Origin of the sequence: Bacillus sp. AP8 (assembly GCF_000321185.1) — a bacterium.
GTDB classification, from domain to species: Bacteria; Bacillota; Bacilli; order Bacillales; family DSM-1321; genus Bacillus_AD; species Bacillus_AD massilioanorexius.
In genome coordinates this window covers 169,407-186,951 of sequence record NZ_CAPG01000036.1, presented here as the reverse complement: position 1 = coordinate 186,951, position 17,545 = coordinate 169,407, and the positions used below count along the sequence as shown (strand labels likewise).

20 protein-coding genes are annotated in these 17,545 nt (G+C 32.4%); 15 read left to right on the top strand and 5 right to left on the bottom strand.

Features of this window, described 5'->3' with window-relative positions; all coding sequences use genetic code 11:
• Positions 1-160 precede the first annotated feature (160 nt).
• Positions 161-379 (bottom strand): hypothetical protein, encoded by a 219-nt coding sequence (locus BN349_RS10135; protein ID WP_019242192.1) that lies wholly within the window; start codon positions 377-379, stop codon positions 161-163.
• Positions 380-667: 288 nt separating this feature from the next.
• Between BN349_RS10135 and BN349_RS24875 the strand changes: the two genes are divergently transcribed.
• A complete protein-coding gene (locus BN349_RS24875) occupies positions 668-1,342 on the top strand; it encodes an N-acetylmuramoyl-L-alanine amidase (RefSeq protein ID WP_081591220.1) in 675 nt (224 codons plus the stop codon).
• A gap of 98 nt (positions 1,343-1,440) precedes the next feature.
• Here BN349_RS24875 and lexA read toward each other — a convergent pair whose 3' ends face one another.
• Positions 1,441-2,064, bottom strand: a complete 624-nt coding sequence (gene lexA / locus BN349_RS10125) for a transcriptional repressor LexA (RefSeq protein WP_019242190.1) — start codon at positions 2,062-2,064, stop codon at positions 1,441-1,443.
• Positions 2,065-2,230: 166 nt separating this feature from the next.
• Between lexA and yneA the strand changes: the two genes are divergently transcribed.
• The 8 genes from yneA (at position 2,231) to BN349_RS10085 (ending at position 8,229) form a co-directional block, all read left to right on the top strand.
• The gene (gene yneA / locus BN349_RS10120) at positions 2,231-2,539 is read left to right on the top strand and encodes a cell division suppressor protein YneA (protein ID WP_019242189.1); all 309 of its coding nucleotides are present in this window, start codon (positions 2,231-2,233) and stop codon (positions 2,537-2,539) included.
• 44 nt (positions 2,540-2,583) lie between these two features.
• On the top strand, positions 2,584-3,243 hold the full coding sequence (locus BN349_RS10115) for a YneB family resolvase-like protein (protein ID WP_019242188.1): 660 nt from the start codon (positions 2,584-2,586) through the stop codon (positions 3,241-3,243).
• Between the two features lie 74 nt (positions 3,244-3,317).
• Complete coding sequence (locus tag BN349_RS10110) at positions 3,318-3,557, top strand: DUF896 domain-containing protein (RefSeq protein WP_019242187.1); 240 nt, start codon at positions 3,318-3,320, stop codon at positions 3,555-3,557.
• Between the two features lie 194 nt (positions 3,558-3,751).
• Positions 3,752-5,752 (top strand): transketolase, encoded by a 2,001-nt coding sequence (gene tkt / locus BN349_RS10105; RefSeq protein ID WP_034294032.1) that lies wholly within the window; start codon positions 3,752-3,754, stop codon positions 5,750-5,752.
• Positions 5,753-5,945: 193 nt separating this feature from the next.
• Entirely contained in the window at positions 5,946-6,398 is a 453-nt protein-coding gene (sirA, locus tag BN349_RS10100) for a sporulation inhibitor of replication protein SirA (RefSeq protein ID WP_019242185.1), read from the top strand.
• Positions 6,399-6,483: 85 nt separating this feature from the next.
• Entirely contained in the window at positions 6,484-6,699 is a 216-nt protein-coding gene (locus BN349_RS10095; protein WP_019242184.1) for a YneF family protein, read from the top strand.
• Between the two features lie 548 nt (positions 6,700-7,247).
• Entirely contained in the window at positions 7,248-7,403 is a 156-nt protein-coding gene (locus tag BN349_RS26115) for a hypothetical protein (RefSeq protein WP_019242183.1), read from the top strand.
• On the top strand, positions 7,381-8,229 hold the full coding sequence (locus tag BN349_RS10085; protein ID WP_019242182.1) for a prohibitin family protein: 849 nt from the start codon (positions 7,381-7,383) through the stop codon (positions 8,227-8,229). Before BN349_RS26115 ends, BN349_RS10085 begins: the two co-directional genes overlap by 23 nt.
• A 273-nt stretch (positions 8,230-8,502) precedes the next feature.
• On the opposite strand, the gene BN349_RS25355 is transcribed toward BN349_RS10085, so the two are convergent.
• Positions 8,503-8,652 (bottom strand): aspartyl-phosphate phosphatase Spo0E family protein, encoded by a 150-nt coding sequence (locus tag BN349_RS25355; RefSeq protein ID WP_081591219.1) that lies wholly within the window; start codon positions 8,650-8,652, stop codon positions 8,503-8,505.
• Positions 8,653-8,873: 221 nt separating this feature from the next.
• On the opposite strand from BN349_RS25355, the gene BN349_RS10080 reads away from it, so the two are divergent.
• From BN349_RS10080 to BN349_RS10055, 6 genes are all read left to right on the top strand, one after another.
• Positions 8,874-9,584, top strand: a complete 711-nt coding sequence (locus tag BN349_RS10080; protein ID WP_019242181.1) for a cytochrome c biogenesis CcdA family protein — start codon at positions 8,874-8,876, stop codon at positions 9,582-9,584.
• Between the two features lie 202 nt (positions 9,585-9,786).
• Positions 9,787-10,146 (top strand): response regulator, encoded by a 360-nt coding sequence (locus BN349_RS10075; RefSeq protein ID WP_019242180.1) that lies wholly within the window; start codon positions 9,787-9,789, stop codon positions 10,144-10,146.
• A 155-nt stretch (positions 10,147-10,301) separates the two neighbouring features.
• Complete coding sequence (locus BN349_RS10070) at positions 10,302-10,790, top strand: CcdC family protein (protein ID WP_019242179.1); 489 nt, start codon at positions 10,302-10,304, stop codon at positions 10,788-10,790.
• Between the two features lie 170 nt (positions 10,791-10,960).
• The gene (locus BN349_RS10065) at positions 10,961-11,386 is read left to right on the top strand and encodes a DUF2621 family protein (protein ID WP_019242178.1); all 426 of its coding nucleotides are present in this window, start codon (positions 10,961-10,963) and stop codon (positions 11,384-11,386) included.
• Between the two features lie 209 nt (positions 11,387-11,595).
• Positions 11,596-12,741: an exonuclease SbcCD subunit D gene (locus BN349_RS10060; RefSeq protein WP_019242177.1), complete on the top strand. Its 1,146-nt coding sequence runs from the start codon at positions 11,596-11,598 to the stop codon at positions 12,739-12,741.
• Positions 12,738-15,860: an AAA family ATPase gene (locus BN349_RS10055; RefSeq protein WP_019242176.1), complete on the top strand. Its 3,123-nt coding sequence runs from the start codon at positions 12,738-12,740 to the stop codon at positions 15,858-15,860. Before BN349_RS10060 ends, BN349_RS10055 begins: the two co-directional genes overlap by 4 nt.
• A gap of 69 nt (positions 15,861-15,929) precedes the next feature.
• Here BN349_RS10055 and BN349_RS10050 read toward each other — a convergent pair whose 3' ends face one another.
• Both BN349_RS10050 and BN349_RS10045 read right to left on the bottom strand, forming a co-directional pair.
• Positions 15,930-16,829 carry a DMT family transporter gene (locus BN349_RS10050; protein WP_019242175.1) on the bottom strand — a complete coding sequence of 300 codons (900 nt, stop codon included), beginning with the start codon at positions 16,827-16,829 and terminating at the stop codon, positions 15,930-15,932.
• A 430-nt stretch (positions 16,830-17,259) separates the two neighbouring features.
• Entirely contained in the window at positions 17,260-17,403 is a 144-nt protein-coding gene (locus BN349_RS10045) for a small acid-soluble spore protein P (protein ID WP_019242174.1), read from the bottom strand.
• Between the last annotated feature and the right edge of the window lie 142 nt (positions 17,404-17,545).

The following is a 17,545-nucleotide window of genomic DNA, read 5'->3' as shown; positions in this document are numbered from 1 at the left end:
ATTACGAATGATATTGGGTTAATTTTTATGATTTCATTAATTATTTAACATGTTATATTCCATAATTTACCTGTGTGAGTGTTATCTCTAGTATTTCTAACGATTAATTAGCTTATCTGTAAAAAGTATAAAGCCCTTCTCGGTTAAGAAGGGCTTTATACTAATTTGTTTCATTTAGACATGTTTTTTCAATTTGAAGTGAACCATCAGGCATTGCGTATTCTTTAAAAACTTTATCTTTGCATTTACAATCTTCATCATCACACGGTTCAATCCAAGTGTTTATTAATTGTTTCTCTTTACTTTTTTTGGCTAAATCCATTAATTTACCTTTTCGTGTTTTGTACTTTAAAATACGGTGCATTGTGCATGTTGTCATAATTAAGAACTCCTTATAAAACAAATTCATAATTATAGTATAATTCCATTTTTCAATAGATTCTTTTATAGTGGTGAACATTCTTTGAATAATTAAGAATTCTTCTCATTTTATTCCACTTTAAAATAGCTCTTTCCAACATGGGGGGATAGTAGGAGTAAAAAGAAGCCTTTTTTTAATCAATAGGATATAGTACAAGCCATTTGATAGAACTTAACATAGATTACCTTGAGGTGATTGTATGGTGAGTACTCGTAAGTATTTGGTATCTGATTCAGTTGCTGAAAGATTTACGTATGGGAAAGGAAATATAAAAAATATATCACAATACATGAAACGGATAATACAAGTAATGGAGCTAATGCTGATGCACATGCACGTTTGCAAGCAAATGGCAATATTAGAGAAGCATCATGGCATTGGCAAGTTGATGATAAAGAAGCGATACAGTCATTTGAGCATACTTGGATGTGTTGGGCGGCGGGTACAACGAAAGGTAATAAGGAATCGATTCATATAGAAATTTGTGTAAATAGCGATGGGAATTATCAAAAAGCAGTGCAAAATGCAGCAGCATTAACGAAGATAATAATGAGAGATGAAAATATTTCAATTGAAAATGTTGTTCAGCATAATTATTGGAGTGGGAAAAATTGTCCAAAGATTATGAGAAGCGGTTCGAATGTAACTTGGATTGATTTCAAAAAATTGTTCTCAAATTCTAACTCTAATAGCAAGGAGAAGGAGGATGTTCACGTGTACCAACCGAGTAATGCCACAATGATTAACTCAACTGCTATGGTTTTACAAAGTTTTGAAAATAAAGACGTACATGGTGATTTAGCAATTAGTCCTGCCCATAGAGAAAAATTAGTAAAAGGGGAATTATCGCTAGACGATGCTATTGCATTAATCTATGTAGCTTTATATCGAGGATTAATTCAAGGAAATAAATTAAAATAAGTTTACTCTTATTATTGTTACGACTAAATTTAAATACAATAAAAAAGATTCAAATGTTTAGCCTTAATGCTAACTTTTGAATCTTTTTTATATTGTACTTAATGAATTTCTCGGTATAAACCGATGACTTTTCCTAAAATTGATACTTTTTCTAAGATAATTGGTTCTAACGAAGAGTTTTCAGGTTGTAAGCGGAAATAATTTCTTTCCTTAAAGAATCGTTTAACCGTTGCTTCATCCTCTTCAGTCATCGCAACAACAATTTCACCATTTAGAGCTGTACTTTGTTGTCGGACAATAACGTAATCTCCGTCATGTATGCCAGCTTCTATCATACTATCTCCTGATATCTCTAGCATAAATACTTGTTGATCGTAACCAGCTAGATGTTCTGGTAAAGGAAAATATTCCTCAACATTCTCAATAGCAGTAATAGGTTGTCCTGCCGTTACCTTACCAATTAACGGTACATTTACGACCTTGCGTTTTGGTATTAAGGATTCTTCCTCTAAGTCTAGTATTTCAATTGCACGAGGTTTAGTAGGATCTCTTCTTATTAAACCTTTTGCTTCTAATCTAGCCAAATGTCCGTGAACAGTGGAGCTTGAAGCTAAACCGACTGCTTCACCAATTTCTCGTACAGACGGTGGATAGCCTTTCTGGTTTACTTCATCTTTTATAAAATCAAGAATATCTTGTTGCCTTTTAGATAATTTGCTCATCGATACACCCCCACTTCAATGTCTATAAGAAGATTATAACATGGAAGAAAAAGAGATACAAACATATGTTTGAATTATATATTGACGAAAACAAATGTTCGTATTATAATTCGAAATATAAGAAATACGAACAAATATTCGGTGTTGAGAAAAGGAGAAATATTTTATGAAACATTTTATTGTAAGAAATTCATTTTCCCTTATTTTAATTGGCCTATTTTTATTATTTTCTATTACATCTTTATATAAATTTGGTTCGGATAACTCTAGTAACTATGTAGAAATCACAGTGTCTCAAGGTGATACTTTGTGGAACATTGCAGAAAAATATAAAGATAATAATATCGGTACTCCGAAATTTATTGCTATTATTGAGAAAGTAAACAATTTAAATGGTGAAGTGCTAAAAGCTGGTGATGTATTAGTTATCCCAGTAAAAGAAAATCATAGAACGCAATTATCTATGAACCAATAGCAATGGCACATTTTTAACGCCATAGTTTTGAAAGGTTGTAAAGAATGAAACGAGCTATCATATATTGTCGAGTAAGTACAGAAAAGGAAACACAAGAAACCTCTTTAAAAAGACAGGAACAAGAACTTAATCAATTAGCGCATCAATTATCGTTTGAAGTCGTTAAAATTATTAGTGAAAAAGAAAGTGGCTATCAATTAAACCGTGATGGAGTATTTGAATTACTAGATTGCATAAAAGAGAATGATATAGATGCTATATTGATTCAAGATGAAACTCGGCTAGGAAGAGGAAATGCTAAAATAGCATTATTACATTGTATAGTGAAAGAAGGAGTCAAGATTTATACTCATTCCCATCAAGGGGAAATGGAATTTTCTGAGTCAGATTCTATGGTCTTGCAAATTGTCGGGATTGTAGAAGAATATCAAAGAAAATTACATAATATGAAGATTAGCCGTGGTATGAAAAAAGCCGTTGATAATGGTTATAAACCACAAAAAAATATCAAAAACCAAGATCAGTCAAAAGGCCCTGAAAAGAAAATAGTTCCAATTCAAGAAATCATACGTCTTCGTGAAAATGGTTTAACTTTTTCTGAAATTGCAGCTACTTTAAGAGGATTTGGTTATCAAGTTTCTAAAGCAACGGTTAATCGAAGATATTTGGAATATATGGAATCATTACCTGAACATGAGGAGTAAAACTTGATACATATTTTAATTTCTTATAATATGACAGTATTAATAAGTTTTTTTGAAAATGAAGGAGCGTTTATATGCTGTCAAAAGATAAAATTGCAAGAATCAATGAATTAGCTAAAAAGTCTAAAACAACAGGATTAACACCTGCTGAAGCTAAAGAACAATCAAAATTACGTAGTGAATATTTACAAACATTTAGAAAATCAATGTCAGATACTATCGAGCATTTAAAAGTTATAGATCCAGAAGGTAATGATGTAACACCTGATAGAGTAAAGAGAATTCAAGAACAAAAAAGGAAAAATCTACATTGATAGGTGTTAATTGGAGAAGGGTGCTTTTGTATGCATCCTTTTTGTTTTGAGAATCATAAGTACACATATATATTTGTGTCTTTTTTATAAAAATATATTACATTTTTCACTATATGTTCACGTTTTATATTGTCTTTCTTATATAACAAATATAATATAAGAAGGAATAAACTTATCTATGGAAGGAAGTATTAATATTGAAAAACGTAGATCAACTTTCCATCAATAGCATCCGTACATTGTCAATTGATGCGATTGAAAAAGCAAATTCAGGACACCCTGGAATGCCTATGGGTGCCGCACCAATGGCATATACTTTATGGACTAAACACATGAATCACAATCCGAAAAATCCTAAATGGTTCAATAGAGATCGTTTTGTATTATCTGCTGGACATGGATCAGCATTATTATACAGTCTGCTACACCTAGCAAAGTATGATGTAAGTCTACAAGATTTGAAAGAATTCCGTCAATGGGGAAGTAAAACTCCAGGACACCCTGAATTTGGGCATACACCAGGTGTAGAAGCTACTACGGGTCCTCTAGGACAAGGTATTTCTATGGCTGTAGGTATGGCGATGGCTGAGCGTCATTTAGCTTCTAAATATAATAAAGAAGGCTATGAAGTAGTAGATCATTTTACATATAGTATCTGTGGTGATGGAGATTTAATGGAAGGTGTTTCTGCTGAAGCTTCTTCATTAGCTGGTCACTTACAATTAGGCCGTCTTATTGTTTTATATGATTCAAATGATATTTCTTTAGATGGTGAGTTAAGCCAATCATTTAGCGAAAGTATTGAAGAAAGATATAAGGCGTATGGATGGCAATATATTAAAGTGAATGATGGTAATGATATAGAAGAGTTATCTAATGCTCTTGAAGCAGCAAAACAAGATTTAACAAAGCCAACAATGATCGAAGTTAAAACTGTTATTGGTTTTGGTTCTCCAAATCGTGCTGGTTCATCTTCCGCACATGGTATGCCACTAGGTGCTGATGAGCTAAAATTAACAAAAGAAGCTTATAAATGGACATTTGAAGAAGATTTCTATGTACCAGAAGAAGTTTATGCACATTTTGAAAAAACATGTGTTGAGGCAGGTACTTCAAAAGAAGCGGAATGGAATGAATTATTTGCTGCATATAAAGAACAATATCCTGAGTTAGCAAATGAATTAAGTGCTGCTATTAACAATGAACTTCCGACTAATTGGGATAAAGATATTCCTGTTTATGAAGAAGGAAAAAGCCTAGCATCACGTGCATCTAGTGGTGAAGTAATTAATGGAATTGCGAAAAATCTACCTTCATTCTTTGGTGGATCAGCTGACTTAGCTGGATCTAATAAAACAATGATTAATGGTGCAGGAGATTTCTTACCAGGTAACTATCAAGGAAGAAATATCTGGTTTGGTGTTCGTGAATTTGCAATGGGTGCTGCATTAAATGGTATGGCATTACACGGAGGATTAAAAGTATTCGGAGGAACTTTCTTTGTATTCTCTGACTATGTTCGTCCAGCTATTCGTTTATCAGCTTTAATGAATTTACCTGTGACGTATGTATTTACACATGATAGTATTGCGGTTGGTGAAGATGGTCCTACTCATGAGCCAATCGAACAACTTCCATCATTACGTGCAATGCATAATTTATCAGTAATTCGTCCAGCAGATGGAAATGAAACAGCGGCTGCATGGAAGTTAGCAGTTGAATCTACAGATACTCCAACTGTACTAGTATTAACTAGACAAAATCTTCCAACGATTACTCAATCTGCTGATGTAGCATATGAAGGAGTTTCGAAAGGAGCTTACGTTGTTTCACCATCTACTAAAGAACAAGCAGATGCTCTAATCCTAGCTACAGGTTCTGAAGTATCACTAGCAATTGCAGCTCAAAAACAGTTAGCAAGTGAAGGTATTGATGTATCAGTAGTAAGTATGCCATCATGGGATCGTTTTGAGAAGCAATCTAAGGAATACAAAGATTCTGTATTGCCTCCATCAGTAACGAAGAGATTAGGTATTGAGATGGCTGCAACATTTGGTTGGCATAAATATGTAGGATTTGAAGGAGACGTACTTGGCATTGACAAGTGGGGTGCTTCAGCTCCTGGTGAAAAAGTAATGGCTGAATACGGCTTTACAACAGAGAATGTTGTTGCAAAAGTAAAAGCATTATTTTAATAAAAATGAATGAAGATGCTCAATTGATTTGAGCATCTTTTTTTATATAGTGGTGTGAATAATATAATAACATCTCTATTCTGTGAAAATTTTTGGTCATCGACAAAACTAGTGCGATTTTTCAACAAGAATCAGCAATTTCCATAATCAATCCTTTATATACTAAAGTAAAAGGAATGATAGGGGGATTACGATGAGATGTTATCAAATCTATTTAATAGAAGAACAATATGCTAGGCAATATCTAGGAAGAGAAGTCTTGTTTTATGGATTGTTTCAAGATTATCGTAATTCTAGCGGTGCTCAAACACATATTATTGGTCGTCAGATTTTATATATAACAAAGGAGATTCCTGTAAAGAATCTTCAAGAAGAAATGCACAGGCAATTATCATACAATCAGACTATTAAATGTAAAAATGGGGTATATTATGTTAGAATTAATGAAAGTAAATCAAGGTCAAAAAGTACGGCTAAGCTTGAAATCCATAACAGAATGTTATACATTTCAGCGGAAGGAAGCTATGATGCTGAAACCGTTTTATTCGAATGCTTGCGCAAATGTGAAGATAGCTTTATTGCTATTGATATTGAACATAAACGTTATGGCTGGTTAAAGCCGATAAAAGAGAGAAATTTTATTTAATCCTTACAAAAATCCTATGGAATATTGTATAATAACGTGTGGTCTAGTACACTAAATAGTAGACAACTTGAAGGAGGAAATACGTATGACTTGGCTAGCATGGGTTGTTGCTATTGTAGCTTTATTAGCTGGTATAGCAATCGGATTCTTCATCGCACGTAAGTACATGATGAATTATTTGAAAAAGAATCCACCAATCAATGAACAAATGTTACGCATGATGATGATGCAAATGGGACAAAAACCGTCTCAAAAGAAAATTAATCAAATGATGAGTGCTATGAACAAACAAATGAAATAATAAGCCCTCATATTCCATGGGTTTTGACATACTTTGTATAAGCTGAAATTTTACATGAATGGAAGCTTCACATCATTAAAATGGTTAATCATTCACAAAAGACTACCTTCTTGCTCAAATGAGTAAAGGGGTAGTCTTTTGTGTTAATAAAGAAGAATCAGTTTTTGTGTAAGAGGTTGGTGGATAAGTACTAGCTACTTACGCTATGCGCCAAGAAAGCTTACCGTACCGCGGAAAGTAAGCATCATGAAGAGAAGTCAGTTCAATCTATACTCCTTACTTGTTCATAGACAACAAAGATTGTGAAGAGTTAATAAAAAGAAACTTTTGAAACTTTATCGTTGGTGAATCGTATATATGATTAACCATTCTTTTTCATTGCACGAAAGATATTGAGATCTAATAAAATGTATATACCATTATTGTAGTTGATTCATGTAATTAACAGTCTGGAAGTGTTTTTTAAGTGAACAATTCCTTAAATCTATTAGATAGTAATGACTTTTTGGAAAAGGAATGTAAAAATAATAGAAGAGGGAGGAGTGCAAATGAAAGTAATTATAGGTTCTATTATTGTGGTCATTTTTATTTGTATCGGAGTATGGCTAATCTTATCTCCTTCGTTCAAAAGTGTTGGAGATACGGCATATAAGCTAAAAAAGAAGATTGAGGAGGATGACAATGGAAAACGTGACACCGATTAAAAAGGGGAAAAGTCGAAAAATATTAGGAGGAACTATTATTGCTCTTGTTCTAGTAATAGGAGTAGCTGTTACTTCTTTATTTATTGAAAAAATCCCTAATGGTTATGTTGGGGTAGTGTATAGTCCTAATGGTGGTGTACAAAACGATACTTTAAGCCAAGGTTGGCATCTTGTTGGTCTATTCGATAAAGTAACCATTTATCCGATTAGAATGCAAACGGTAAATTATAAAGATATTCAAGTAGCTACTTCAGATGGAAAAAATGTAACCATCGATTTTGCCTACAACTATTCTATTCAACCGGATAAGGTGGTTGATGTATTTAATAAATTCGGCCCAATTCCAGTTGAACAAATTGAAGAGTCTTATATGAAAACAAGACTTTGGGATGCAGGACGAAAAGGAATTGCAAAATATTCAGTAATTGATACGTATGGTGAAAAATCAGCGGAGGCGGCTGTAGCTGTTCAAACGATTTTTTCAGAAGATATTAGTGGTTTAGGTTTTACAGTGGAGGATCTAACTTTAGGGGTACCGAAACCTGATGAATCTACTCAGGCTGCTATTAACAAAAGAGTAGAAGCTGCCCAAGAATTAGAAAGAAAACAAATTGAATTAAACATTGCTAAAGCAGAAGCACAAAAGAAAAAAATCGAAGCACAAGGTATAGCTGAATATAACGAAATCATTAAAAAATCTATTTCTACTGAGGTTATACAAAATAAATGGATTGAAAAATGGGATGGTCAGATGCCTAAAGCAACAGGTTCTAATCAGCTAATACAAATTCCAATTGATGATACAAAAGCTGCTACAACAAAATAAAAATAATCAAAATCCATATGGTGAAGATTTGTATTCACTATATGGGTTTTTTACTAATATCACTTATAATAAGTAAATTCGAAAAATATGTAAAATAGATTCACAATACCTCATAAGTTATTTGATTATTTTAAAAGTTTTGAATATAATGAATGGGATAGACGTCATACATCTAGAAGGGGAGTAAAACTCGTATTAGTTAGAATTTTACTCTAAAGGTAAGGAATCTATTTGAAAGTATAGTAGATTGTATATGAAAACTAGATGTCAATGTTAATAAATATTATTATACTTATTTAACAAACAATCTAGTTCTTGGCTATATTGTAATGTAGTAGCACTATTTAAGCCGTGCTGGGAAACGATTTTTCCTAATTCCTTTCTCTTTCTTTCAATTAATTGCAGTAATTCATTTTTAGACACAAGTGATAATCCTTTCTACCTGATAATTTATTATAGTTCAATATTACTAGAAAAATATGTAATTATATCATTAACAGTATATCTTTTTATGGAAATTAATTCAAACACTTAGTGTAAAATTGGTATTAATGTTAAATTTCACATAAAATTCATATATCAATCACTCCTTTAATAACCTTTTATTTGATAAAATGGCAATATAAAGTAAATGGGGTGATGGTTTGGCAGATCTTAATTTATTCCTTGCATTTGGTGCAGGCTTTTTAAGCTTTATCTCTCCTTGTAGTTTACCGCTATATCCTGCTTTTCTTTCATATATAACAGGTATGAGTGTTGGGGAAATCAAATCAGAGAATGTTATGTTGCGAAAAAGAAGTCTATTACATACACTTTTCTTTTTATTAGGATTTTCAATTATCTTTATTGCCTTAGGCTATGCCACTTCTTTTTTAGGAGTATTTTTTAAATCAAATCAAGAAATGATAAGACAAATTGGAGCGATTGTAATCGTTTTTTTTGGCTTTGTTATTATTGGATTTATCAGACCAACCTTTCTTATGAAAGATCATAAATTTGAATTGAAAAATAGACCAGGTGGTTATATTGGTTCAGTTATTATTGGACTGGCGTTTGCTGCGGGCTGGACTCCTTGTACGGGACCAATTTTATTTTCTGTTTTAGCTTTAGCAGCTCAGAATTCAGATTCAGCTCTCATTTATATGGCTGCATATATTCTAGGCTTTGCGGTACCATTTTTTATCCTATCATTTTTTATAGGGAGAATGAATTGGATTAAAAAGCATAATGTTAGGATTGTAAAAGCTGGTGGTTATATAATGATTATAATGGGAACGATTCTTTTCTTTAATGGGATGAGTTATATATCTTCCTTTTTTGTTAATCAACTATTTGGTGGTTGGACTGGATTTTAAATAATCACTAGTTGATTTTTCCTGTTATTATAGATTAATAGTAATATAAACACATAGTATCAATAGATTTATTACAGAAAATTGGATGTTTATATTTGATTATAGTATAAAAGTAGGATATATTTTGTATTATAATATATATTTTACTGATAATTCGGATTAAATACTTTTACCTGTTGTGCAAAAGCAAGGAGGTCCAACGATGGCTAGAATACTTATTATCGACGATGCTAAATTCATGAGAATGACTTTATCCAATATGTTATTAAAGGCAAACCACGAAATTATTGGAGAAGGTGAGAATGGTCGGCAAGCTGTTGAATTATATAAAGAATTTCAACCGGATTTAGTAACGATGGATATAACAATGCCAGAAATGGGTGGAATTGAAGCGGTTAGAGAAATTAGATCCGAATTCCCTGATGCGAAGATTATTATGTGTTCAGCAATGGGGCAACAGAAAAAGGTTGTTGAAGCAATAGAGGCAGGAGCTAAGGATTTTATTGTCAAACCTTTTGATGAATCGATTGTTATCCAGGCGATTAATCGTGTACTAAATTAGTTCGTTTCAGACTGTCTTTTAAGTAAGGGTTTACTAAAGACAGTCTTTTTGATTTATGATAGAAAAATTGATAATATATAAGAAATTATTGTTTGAAATTTACAATTACTATTTAAAAAGGTTTAAGGATTAAACCTTTAAAGGACTGGTGCTTTTTGATTTACATTTCAACCGCCATTGCAGTATTAATGGCTTTTACTGTTTTATTTATTAGAATGAAAGCTTCAAAGAAGCCGGCAAGTGTTAAAAAGATTATTTTACCACCTGTTTTTATGAGTACAGGAGCGTTAATGTTCATCTTTCCATTTTTTAGAGTTACGGGAATGGAAATTTTAGAAGCCATAACTGTAGGAATGCTATTCTCCATTTTTTTAATAAAAACATCAAAATTCGAAATTAAAGACAATGAAATATACTTAAAAAGATCGAAAGCATTTATTTTTATTTTACTTGGATTATTAATCATTCGATTAATTGCCAAAGTAATATTAAGTAGCTCTATTGATGTGGGGCAATTAAGTGGAATGTTTTGGATTCTTGCTTTCGGTATGATTGTACCGTGGCGAATCGCGATGTATTTTCAATTTAAAAAGATTCATAAAGAATTACATTTTCTCTCAAAAGCAAATACAACTACTGTTTAAGCACTATATTGTTTTATGGTGCTTTTTGTATGTGTTTTTCGAATTACCAAAATGACAAACAAGTATGAAGTTGTCATGTTTAACCATTAATCAGGAAGTTTTCTTGCTAAGATAATATCCAATTATTATAATTAATGTAAACATATAGTTATAAGAACAGGGGGAAAAGAATGCTAGAGGGTTGGTTTTTATGGTTTATTCTTGTGTGGATTATTATTCTGTTAGGATTGTTTGCTATCGGTGGTTTCTTCATGTTCAGGAAGTTTTTGAAAAGAATGCCAAAAAACGATGGTTTGTCAGATATGGATTGGGAAGAGTATTATGTGAAGGAAACGAAAATACTATGGTCAAAGGATACTAATGAATTTTTGGATGACTTAGTTAGTCCAGTTCCAGAGCTTTTTCGAGATATCGCGCGTCAAAAAATTGCAGGGAAAATCGGAGAGTTAGCCTTAAAAGAAGAAGCCAAACAAATTAACGAAGATTTAATAATACGGGGATATATTACAGCGACACCGAAGCGAGATCACAAATTTCTAAGAAAAAAACTTCAAAAAAATAACATAGATATTCAAGTTTATGAGCATTTATTTTAATAATACTAATGCTAAAGGCGTCTAAAATGGATGATTATTCATTTTTCGGACAGCCTTTTTTAATTGATAGCTATTTTTGATAGAAGGGCATCATTCAGATGAAAAGGTGTATGAAAAGAATTAGTAAATATAGAGTAGAACGTTCATTCTAGATTAGGTTATATCTGTTATACTAGAAATGGATAATAGGATGAAGAGAGGGATTACAATTGAAATTTATTCATACTGCCGATTGGCATCTAGGTAAAATTGTTCATGGAATCCACATGACAGAAAATCAAAGAGAAATCTTACAACAATTTTTACAAATTGTTGAAGTAGAGAAACCAGATGCTATCGTCATCGCAGGTGATCTATACGATCGATCGGTTCCTCCTACTGAAGCTGTCGAATTATTAGATGAAATTCTTTTTCAATTGAATATTAAAATGAATATACCAATTGTGGCCATTACAGGAAATCATGATAGTGCAGAGCGCTTATCATTCGGTTCTTCATGGTATAAGCATAGTAATTTATATATCGAAAGTAAAATAGAAGAAGAGGTTACGCCAATCCGAATAAAAGGAGTTAACTTTTATTGTGTTCCTTATGCTGAACCAGGCGTAGTGAAACAATTGTATCAAGATGAAAGTATAAGCACTCATCAAGATGCAATGAAATCGATTGTTGAGCGTATTCGACGCAATATGAATACTAATCAACCAAATGTTTTGGTAGGTCACGCCTTTGTCACAGGAGGTATTACATCCGACTCGGAAAGAACTCTATCTGTTGGTGGGTCTGGATCAGTCTCTAGTGATTTATTTGCTCCATTTACTTATACAGCACTTGGTCACCTTCATAGTCCTGATGCTATACATCATCCAACTATTTTTTATTCTGGTTCGCTTTTAAAATATTCGTTTTCCGAAGCTAAACAGAATAAATCCATTAACATTGTTGAGATGAAAGAAGATGGTACTTTTACTGTAGAGAAAAGACCGTTGATACCTGAAAAGGATATGAGAGAAATCATTGGGTATTTTCATGAAATTATGGAACCAGCATTTTATAATCAACAAAGTGTAAATGACTATTTAAAAATTACATTATTAGATGAAGGAACGATATTAGACCCAATTCAAAAATTGAGACAAGTATATCCAAATGTTCTTCACTTGGAAAGAAAGTGGGATCAGAAAGATATAAAAAATAAACAAGAATTAAACGTTTTAAAAGGTGAAAGTAAATCTGAATTGCAATTATTTGAAAGCTTTTATCGTCAAATGACGGATCGAGAATTCGATGCTAATAAGAAGAAGGTAATGGAAAAAGTTATTTCAAGTGTGAAAAAAGAGGTGGAAGTAAATTGAGACCATTAAAATTACAGCTTCAAGCATTTGGTCCCTATGCAGGTACTGAAATAATTGATTTCACAAAGCTTGGAAATCGAAATATGTTTGTTATTTCTGGTAAAACGGGTGCCGGGAAAACAACAATCTTTGATGGTATTAGTTTTGCCATTTTTGGTAAAGCAAGCGGTGATGATCGTAATGGTCCGGATTTAAGAAGCCATTTTGCTGAACCCAATCTTTTAACTGAAGTTTCTTTGGAATTTCAGCTTAGAGAGAAAACCTATTTTATTTGGCGAACACCTATGCAGGAAAGAAAAAAGAAATCAGGTGAGGGGAGCACAACAGTAGGGGCAAAAGCTGAGCTTTATGAAATTTCTAATGAAGGCAAGGTATTACTAGCAGCTAATGTAAGAGATGTTGATGATAAAATTAAGCAAATCATAGGATTAGACGCTTCTCAATTTAAACAAATATTAATGATTCCTCAAGGTGAATTTAAAAAACTTCTTGTATCTGAGAGTAAGGAAAAAGAAGTTATTCTTCAAAAATTATTTCATACACAAATTTATAAAAAAATTGAAGAAAAGCTAAAGGATGACGTTAGTGTCATTAAAAAGCATGAAGAGCAGCTCCAAATAGAAATTAAAGCTTTACATGATGATATTGAATGGAGACCTGATCGTGAAGATATAGAACAAATCATGGCTCTTACCGATGAACAAATCATTGAATTTGTAAAAGAGGATATGGCAGAAAGCAATAATGAAATGGAATTGCTTCAAAATGAATTTAAATTGAAAGAAGCATGGGAAAAAGAAATCCAAAAGCGTCTTTTTCAAGGAAAAGAAATAAAAGAAAAGTTTGCAGAAAGACAAAGACTGCGCGCCGCAAAAGATAAATTACAAGAGAAACAAGTGGTTATTGATTTAAGGAAAGTTGAATTAGTGGAGTCGCAAAAAGCAAAATTACTAGAAAAACAAGAGCAATCCTATTTGCGAATAGGAAATAGGATGAATGATACGAAGGTTCAGCTGGAAAAATTGAAACAACAGTATGTCAATATTCGTAATCATGTCAAACAAAGTCATCAAGATTATCAACTTCAATTAAGTAAAACGGAAGAGAGAGAAGCGGCAGTAGCTAATGTCATAAGCTTACAAGATTTAAAGTCGGATGTACTGTCTTTTGCTAACTTTCAAAAAGAAGTTGAACTCTATGAAAAGCAATGGAGACAACATAGTGAAAATCGACTATCATATGAAAAACAAGTGAGTGATATTGAAATAGGCATAGCTGAGATTGATCAAGCTGTTCTACAATCGCAGAAAGCTTCAACACAATACTCTGAGACAATTCGCAATCAAGAAAAAAACGAGGAAGTATTACGATTATTTCAAGACTATAAAACAAACAAATCTAATATGAAGACCCTCGAAAATCAATTACTTGAAAAGAAAAAGAAGATTACACAAGCTGAAATCCAATTAGGTGATGCTAAGAAAGAACTAGAAGAGATGGAGCGGGCTATCTTTCAATCTCATGCTAGTCTGTTAGCATCTAATCTTGTTGATGGTCTGCCATGTGCGGTTTGTGGTTCAGTGACTCATCCTAATCCTGCTATACATGATGAAAACAATACAACTCAGGAAGCTTTTGAACAACAAAAAGAAAAAGCGAACAAAGCGGAGCAGTTGTTTATTAAACTTCAAAGGGAGTATGATAAGCTGCAAATGCAGTTTGAAAATATTCAAGATAATGTCAACAAACAAGTTACTGCTCTCGAAGATAAAGTATCGGACTTTTGTGTGGAAAATATCGATGATCATATACAATATAGTATTGATTTAGCTAAGAACTTATCTATAAACGTGGCGAAACTACTCGATCAGAAAAAAGCTTTACCGGATTTAGAGCAAAAGAGAGTAACGTATAAAGATAAGCATACAAGTCTATTAACATCATTAAAACAAGAGAAAGAAAAAGAAGACTCATCAAAAGAGCTATATATTAAGCATCAGACAAAATGGTTAAGCATGATGGAAAGACTCCCTGAACAGCTAAGGTCTTATGCTGACTATGAAAAAGCTTTAAAAGCTGCCATTTCAAAACGTGATGAGCTACAACAATTACTTGAAAGTAAGCAAAAAATATGGCAGCAATACCTACAAGAAGAGACGAAAGTAAAAAGCACGATTGAGACATATGAAGAAAATCTATCGTCTCTTCAGGTTGAATTAGAACGTGAACGAGATCTTTTTAAGCAGGAGATGGAGAATCAAGGTTTTGAATCATATCAGTCATATGTAAAAGCTAAAAAAGAAGATTTTGAGATAGAAAAACTGAAAAATGAAATTGAATCTTTTGATAAGGAATATCAACATGTAAGTAGCTTATTTACAAATATAGAATATGTATTGAAAGATGTAGAAATGCCTGATATTGAAAGTTTAGAACAGCAAGTGCAAAATCTAATAGATGAAATGAATAAACAGCGAGAGATTATAAGTGAAATGCATGTAAAAATACAGCAAAATGAAAAGGTTATTCGGAAAATGACCATGGCAATTGATAAGCGTAAGGAAATTCAAAGGGAATATGAAACAATCGGTCATTTATATGAAATTTCAAAAGGTCAAAACCCTTTCCGTATTACATTTGAACGTTTTGTATTAGCTGCCTTTTTAGATGACATTTTACTAGAAGCAAATGAGAGATTAACAAAAATGACCAGCGGTAGATATCGTTTATTGAGAAAAGTCGATCCAACTAGAAGAAATATTCAAAGTGGTTTAGAATTAACCGTTTTTGACCAATACACAGGTACTGAAAGGCATGTTAAAACGTTGTCTGGTGGAGAAAGTTTTAAGGCATCTCTTTCTCTTGCCTTAGGTTTGGCTGCGGTTGTTCAACAAAATGCAGGAGGTATTTCGTTAGAGACAATGTTTATCGATGAAGGCTTTGGAACATTAGACCCTGAATCATTAGATCAAGCAATCGAGGCGTTACTAGATATTCAAAGTAATGGACGCTTGGTAGGAATTATCTCACATGTTCCAGAATTAAAAGAAAGAATTGATGCAAGGCTTGAAGTAATGGGTCAACAAAATGGGAGTACTACAAAATTTATATTAACGTAAATCATATTAGGCGTATCTAAAATACAATCATTTTGGATACGCCTCTCGTTATTAAATAAGAGTATTTTCCTATGCATTTTCCGATTTCACAGTTGTTTTCATAAATCCTTGTTTTTTTGTTACTTGGTAGTTCACTAAGAATATTCCAGTGAAAATTAGAATTCCACCTATAATAATGTACCAATGTAAAGGTTCGTCTAATAATAATGCTCCAGAAACAACTCCAAAAAAAGGAGCTAAAAATAAAAAAGCACTTGTTTTGCCAGGCTCACCTTTTTGAAGTAGGAAAAACCATAGTGAAAACTGAACAATTGAAGCCATTATCGCTAACCATAATAATATAATGATTGATTGGCTATTTATACTAAATGAAGGTGTTTCTAATAAGAAACTAAGCAATAACAACAAGCATCCTCCAAAAAACATTTGATAGGCAGAAAGTACCCAAGTGTCAAAAGCTTCGCCCCATTTTTTTATTAACAGAGTTGCAAAAGCCCAGGAAACTGCAGATAAAAAACCTAACAGAGTTCCAACTTTTAAATCAATTTGTCCTCCCATTGTTATAAATACACCTATAAAGCCCAATAAAACACCTCCCCATTGTATTACTCTGTAGTTGTTTTTAAAGAAGATGGTTCCAAGTATAACTACCAACAATGGATTCATAAAAGTTAAAATCGAAGTGGCACCAGCATGAATGGTTCTTAGACTAATAAATATACACCCCATTACTCCAGTAGTTTGAAAAAAACCAATAATAATCATTCTTAGCCAATTCTGTATCGTTTTAGGATGGGTTCTTTTTAGACAAGCAACAATTATCATCATGATGACTCCAGCAATAAGAAAGCGCAGCGAGACGAGTAGTAAAGGTGTTGTGTGCATAAGTCCAATTTTACCAATTGCAAAAGAAGAACCCATTAAAAATGTAGTAATGATAACAAGTAATCCAAATAGATATTTATTCATATTTATCTCCCTATGTAATTAAAAAATATCAATAATGTTTTTTATGACTAGATAGCTGTCAAATATTATTTGAACTAATTAAATAGTCACTAGATATTACTCTTCACATTTGATGACTATAAAAGAAGTGAAATTAGCTTGATAAGTTGAGATAGAAAAAAAGAAAACCACCGTATTTTTTATACGGTGGTAGAATTCTCTGATGATGGATCTTTCATAAAAGTAAAGGTACAAATAGCTTAGTCGCTTTAATTAAAGATAACACATTTCATCTTTATTACAATCTTTTCCATGTGATAAATTTAAAATATTCTCTATTTTACTCTATGTGGGCAAATTCCATCGAGGCTGCTCCCGTAGAATTCTCGCATCATGCCCTTAAACGACTTTTTTGCTCATCTTATTCACAAATCGAAACAGCCTTTATTAATTACATATCATGACTTGAATTATGTTTTTGACGACTGTGTTTCCGATTTTTTACCTTATGAGAGCCACTTAAAGGCGCAGGCTGCCCAGATTGATGTTCTTTTATAGCATGCTTCTTAGGTCCTTTACCATCAATTACACTCATTTACGATTCCTCCATTTTTTGAAAAGATTTTTATTGAAAAATAATGATTCACACTAGCGAAACATGGGAAATAAGCTTCAATAAAATCTAACTAGTTTAACTTTTTTTCTGTTGAGAACGAGCTCAATCAAAGCAAAGTTTC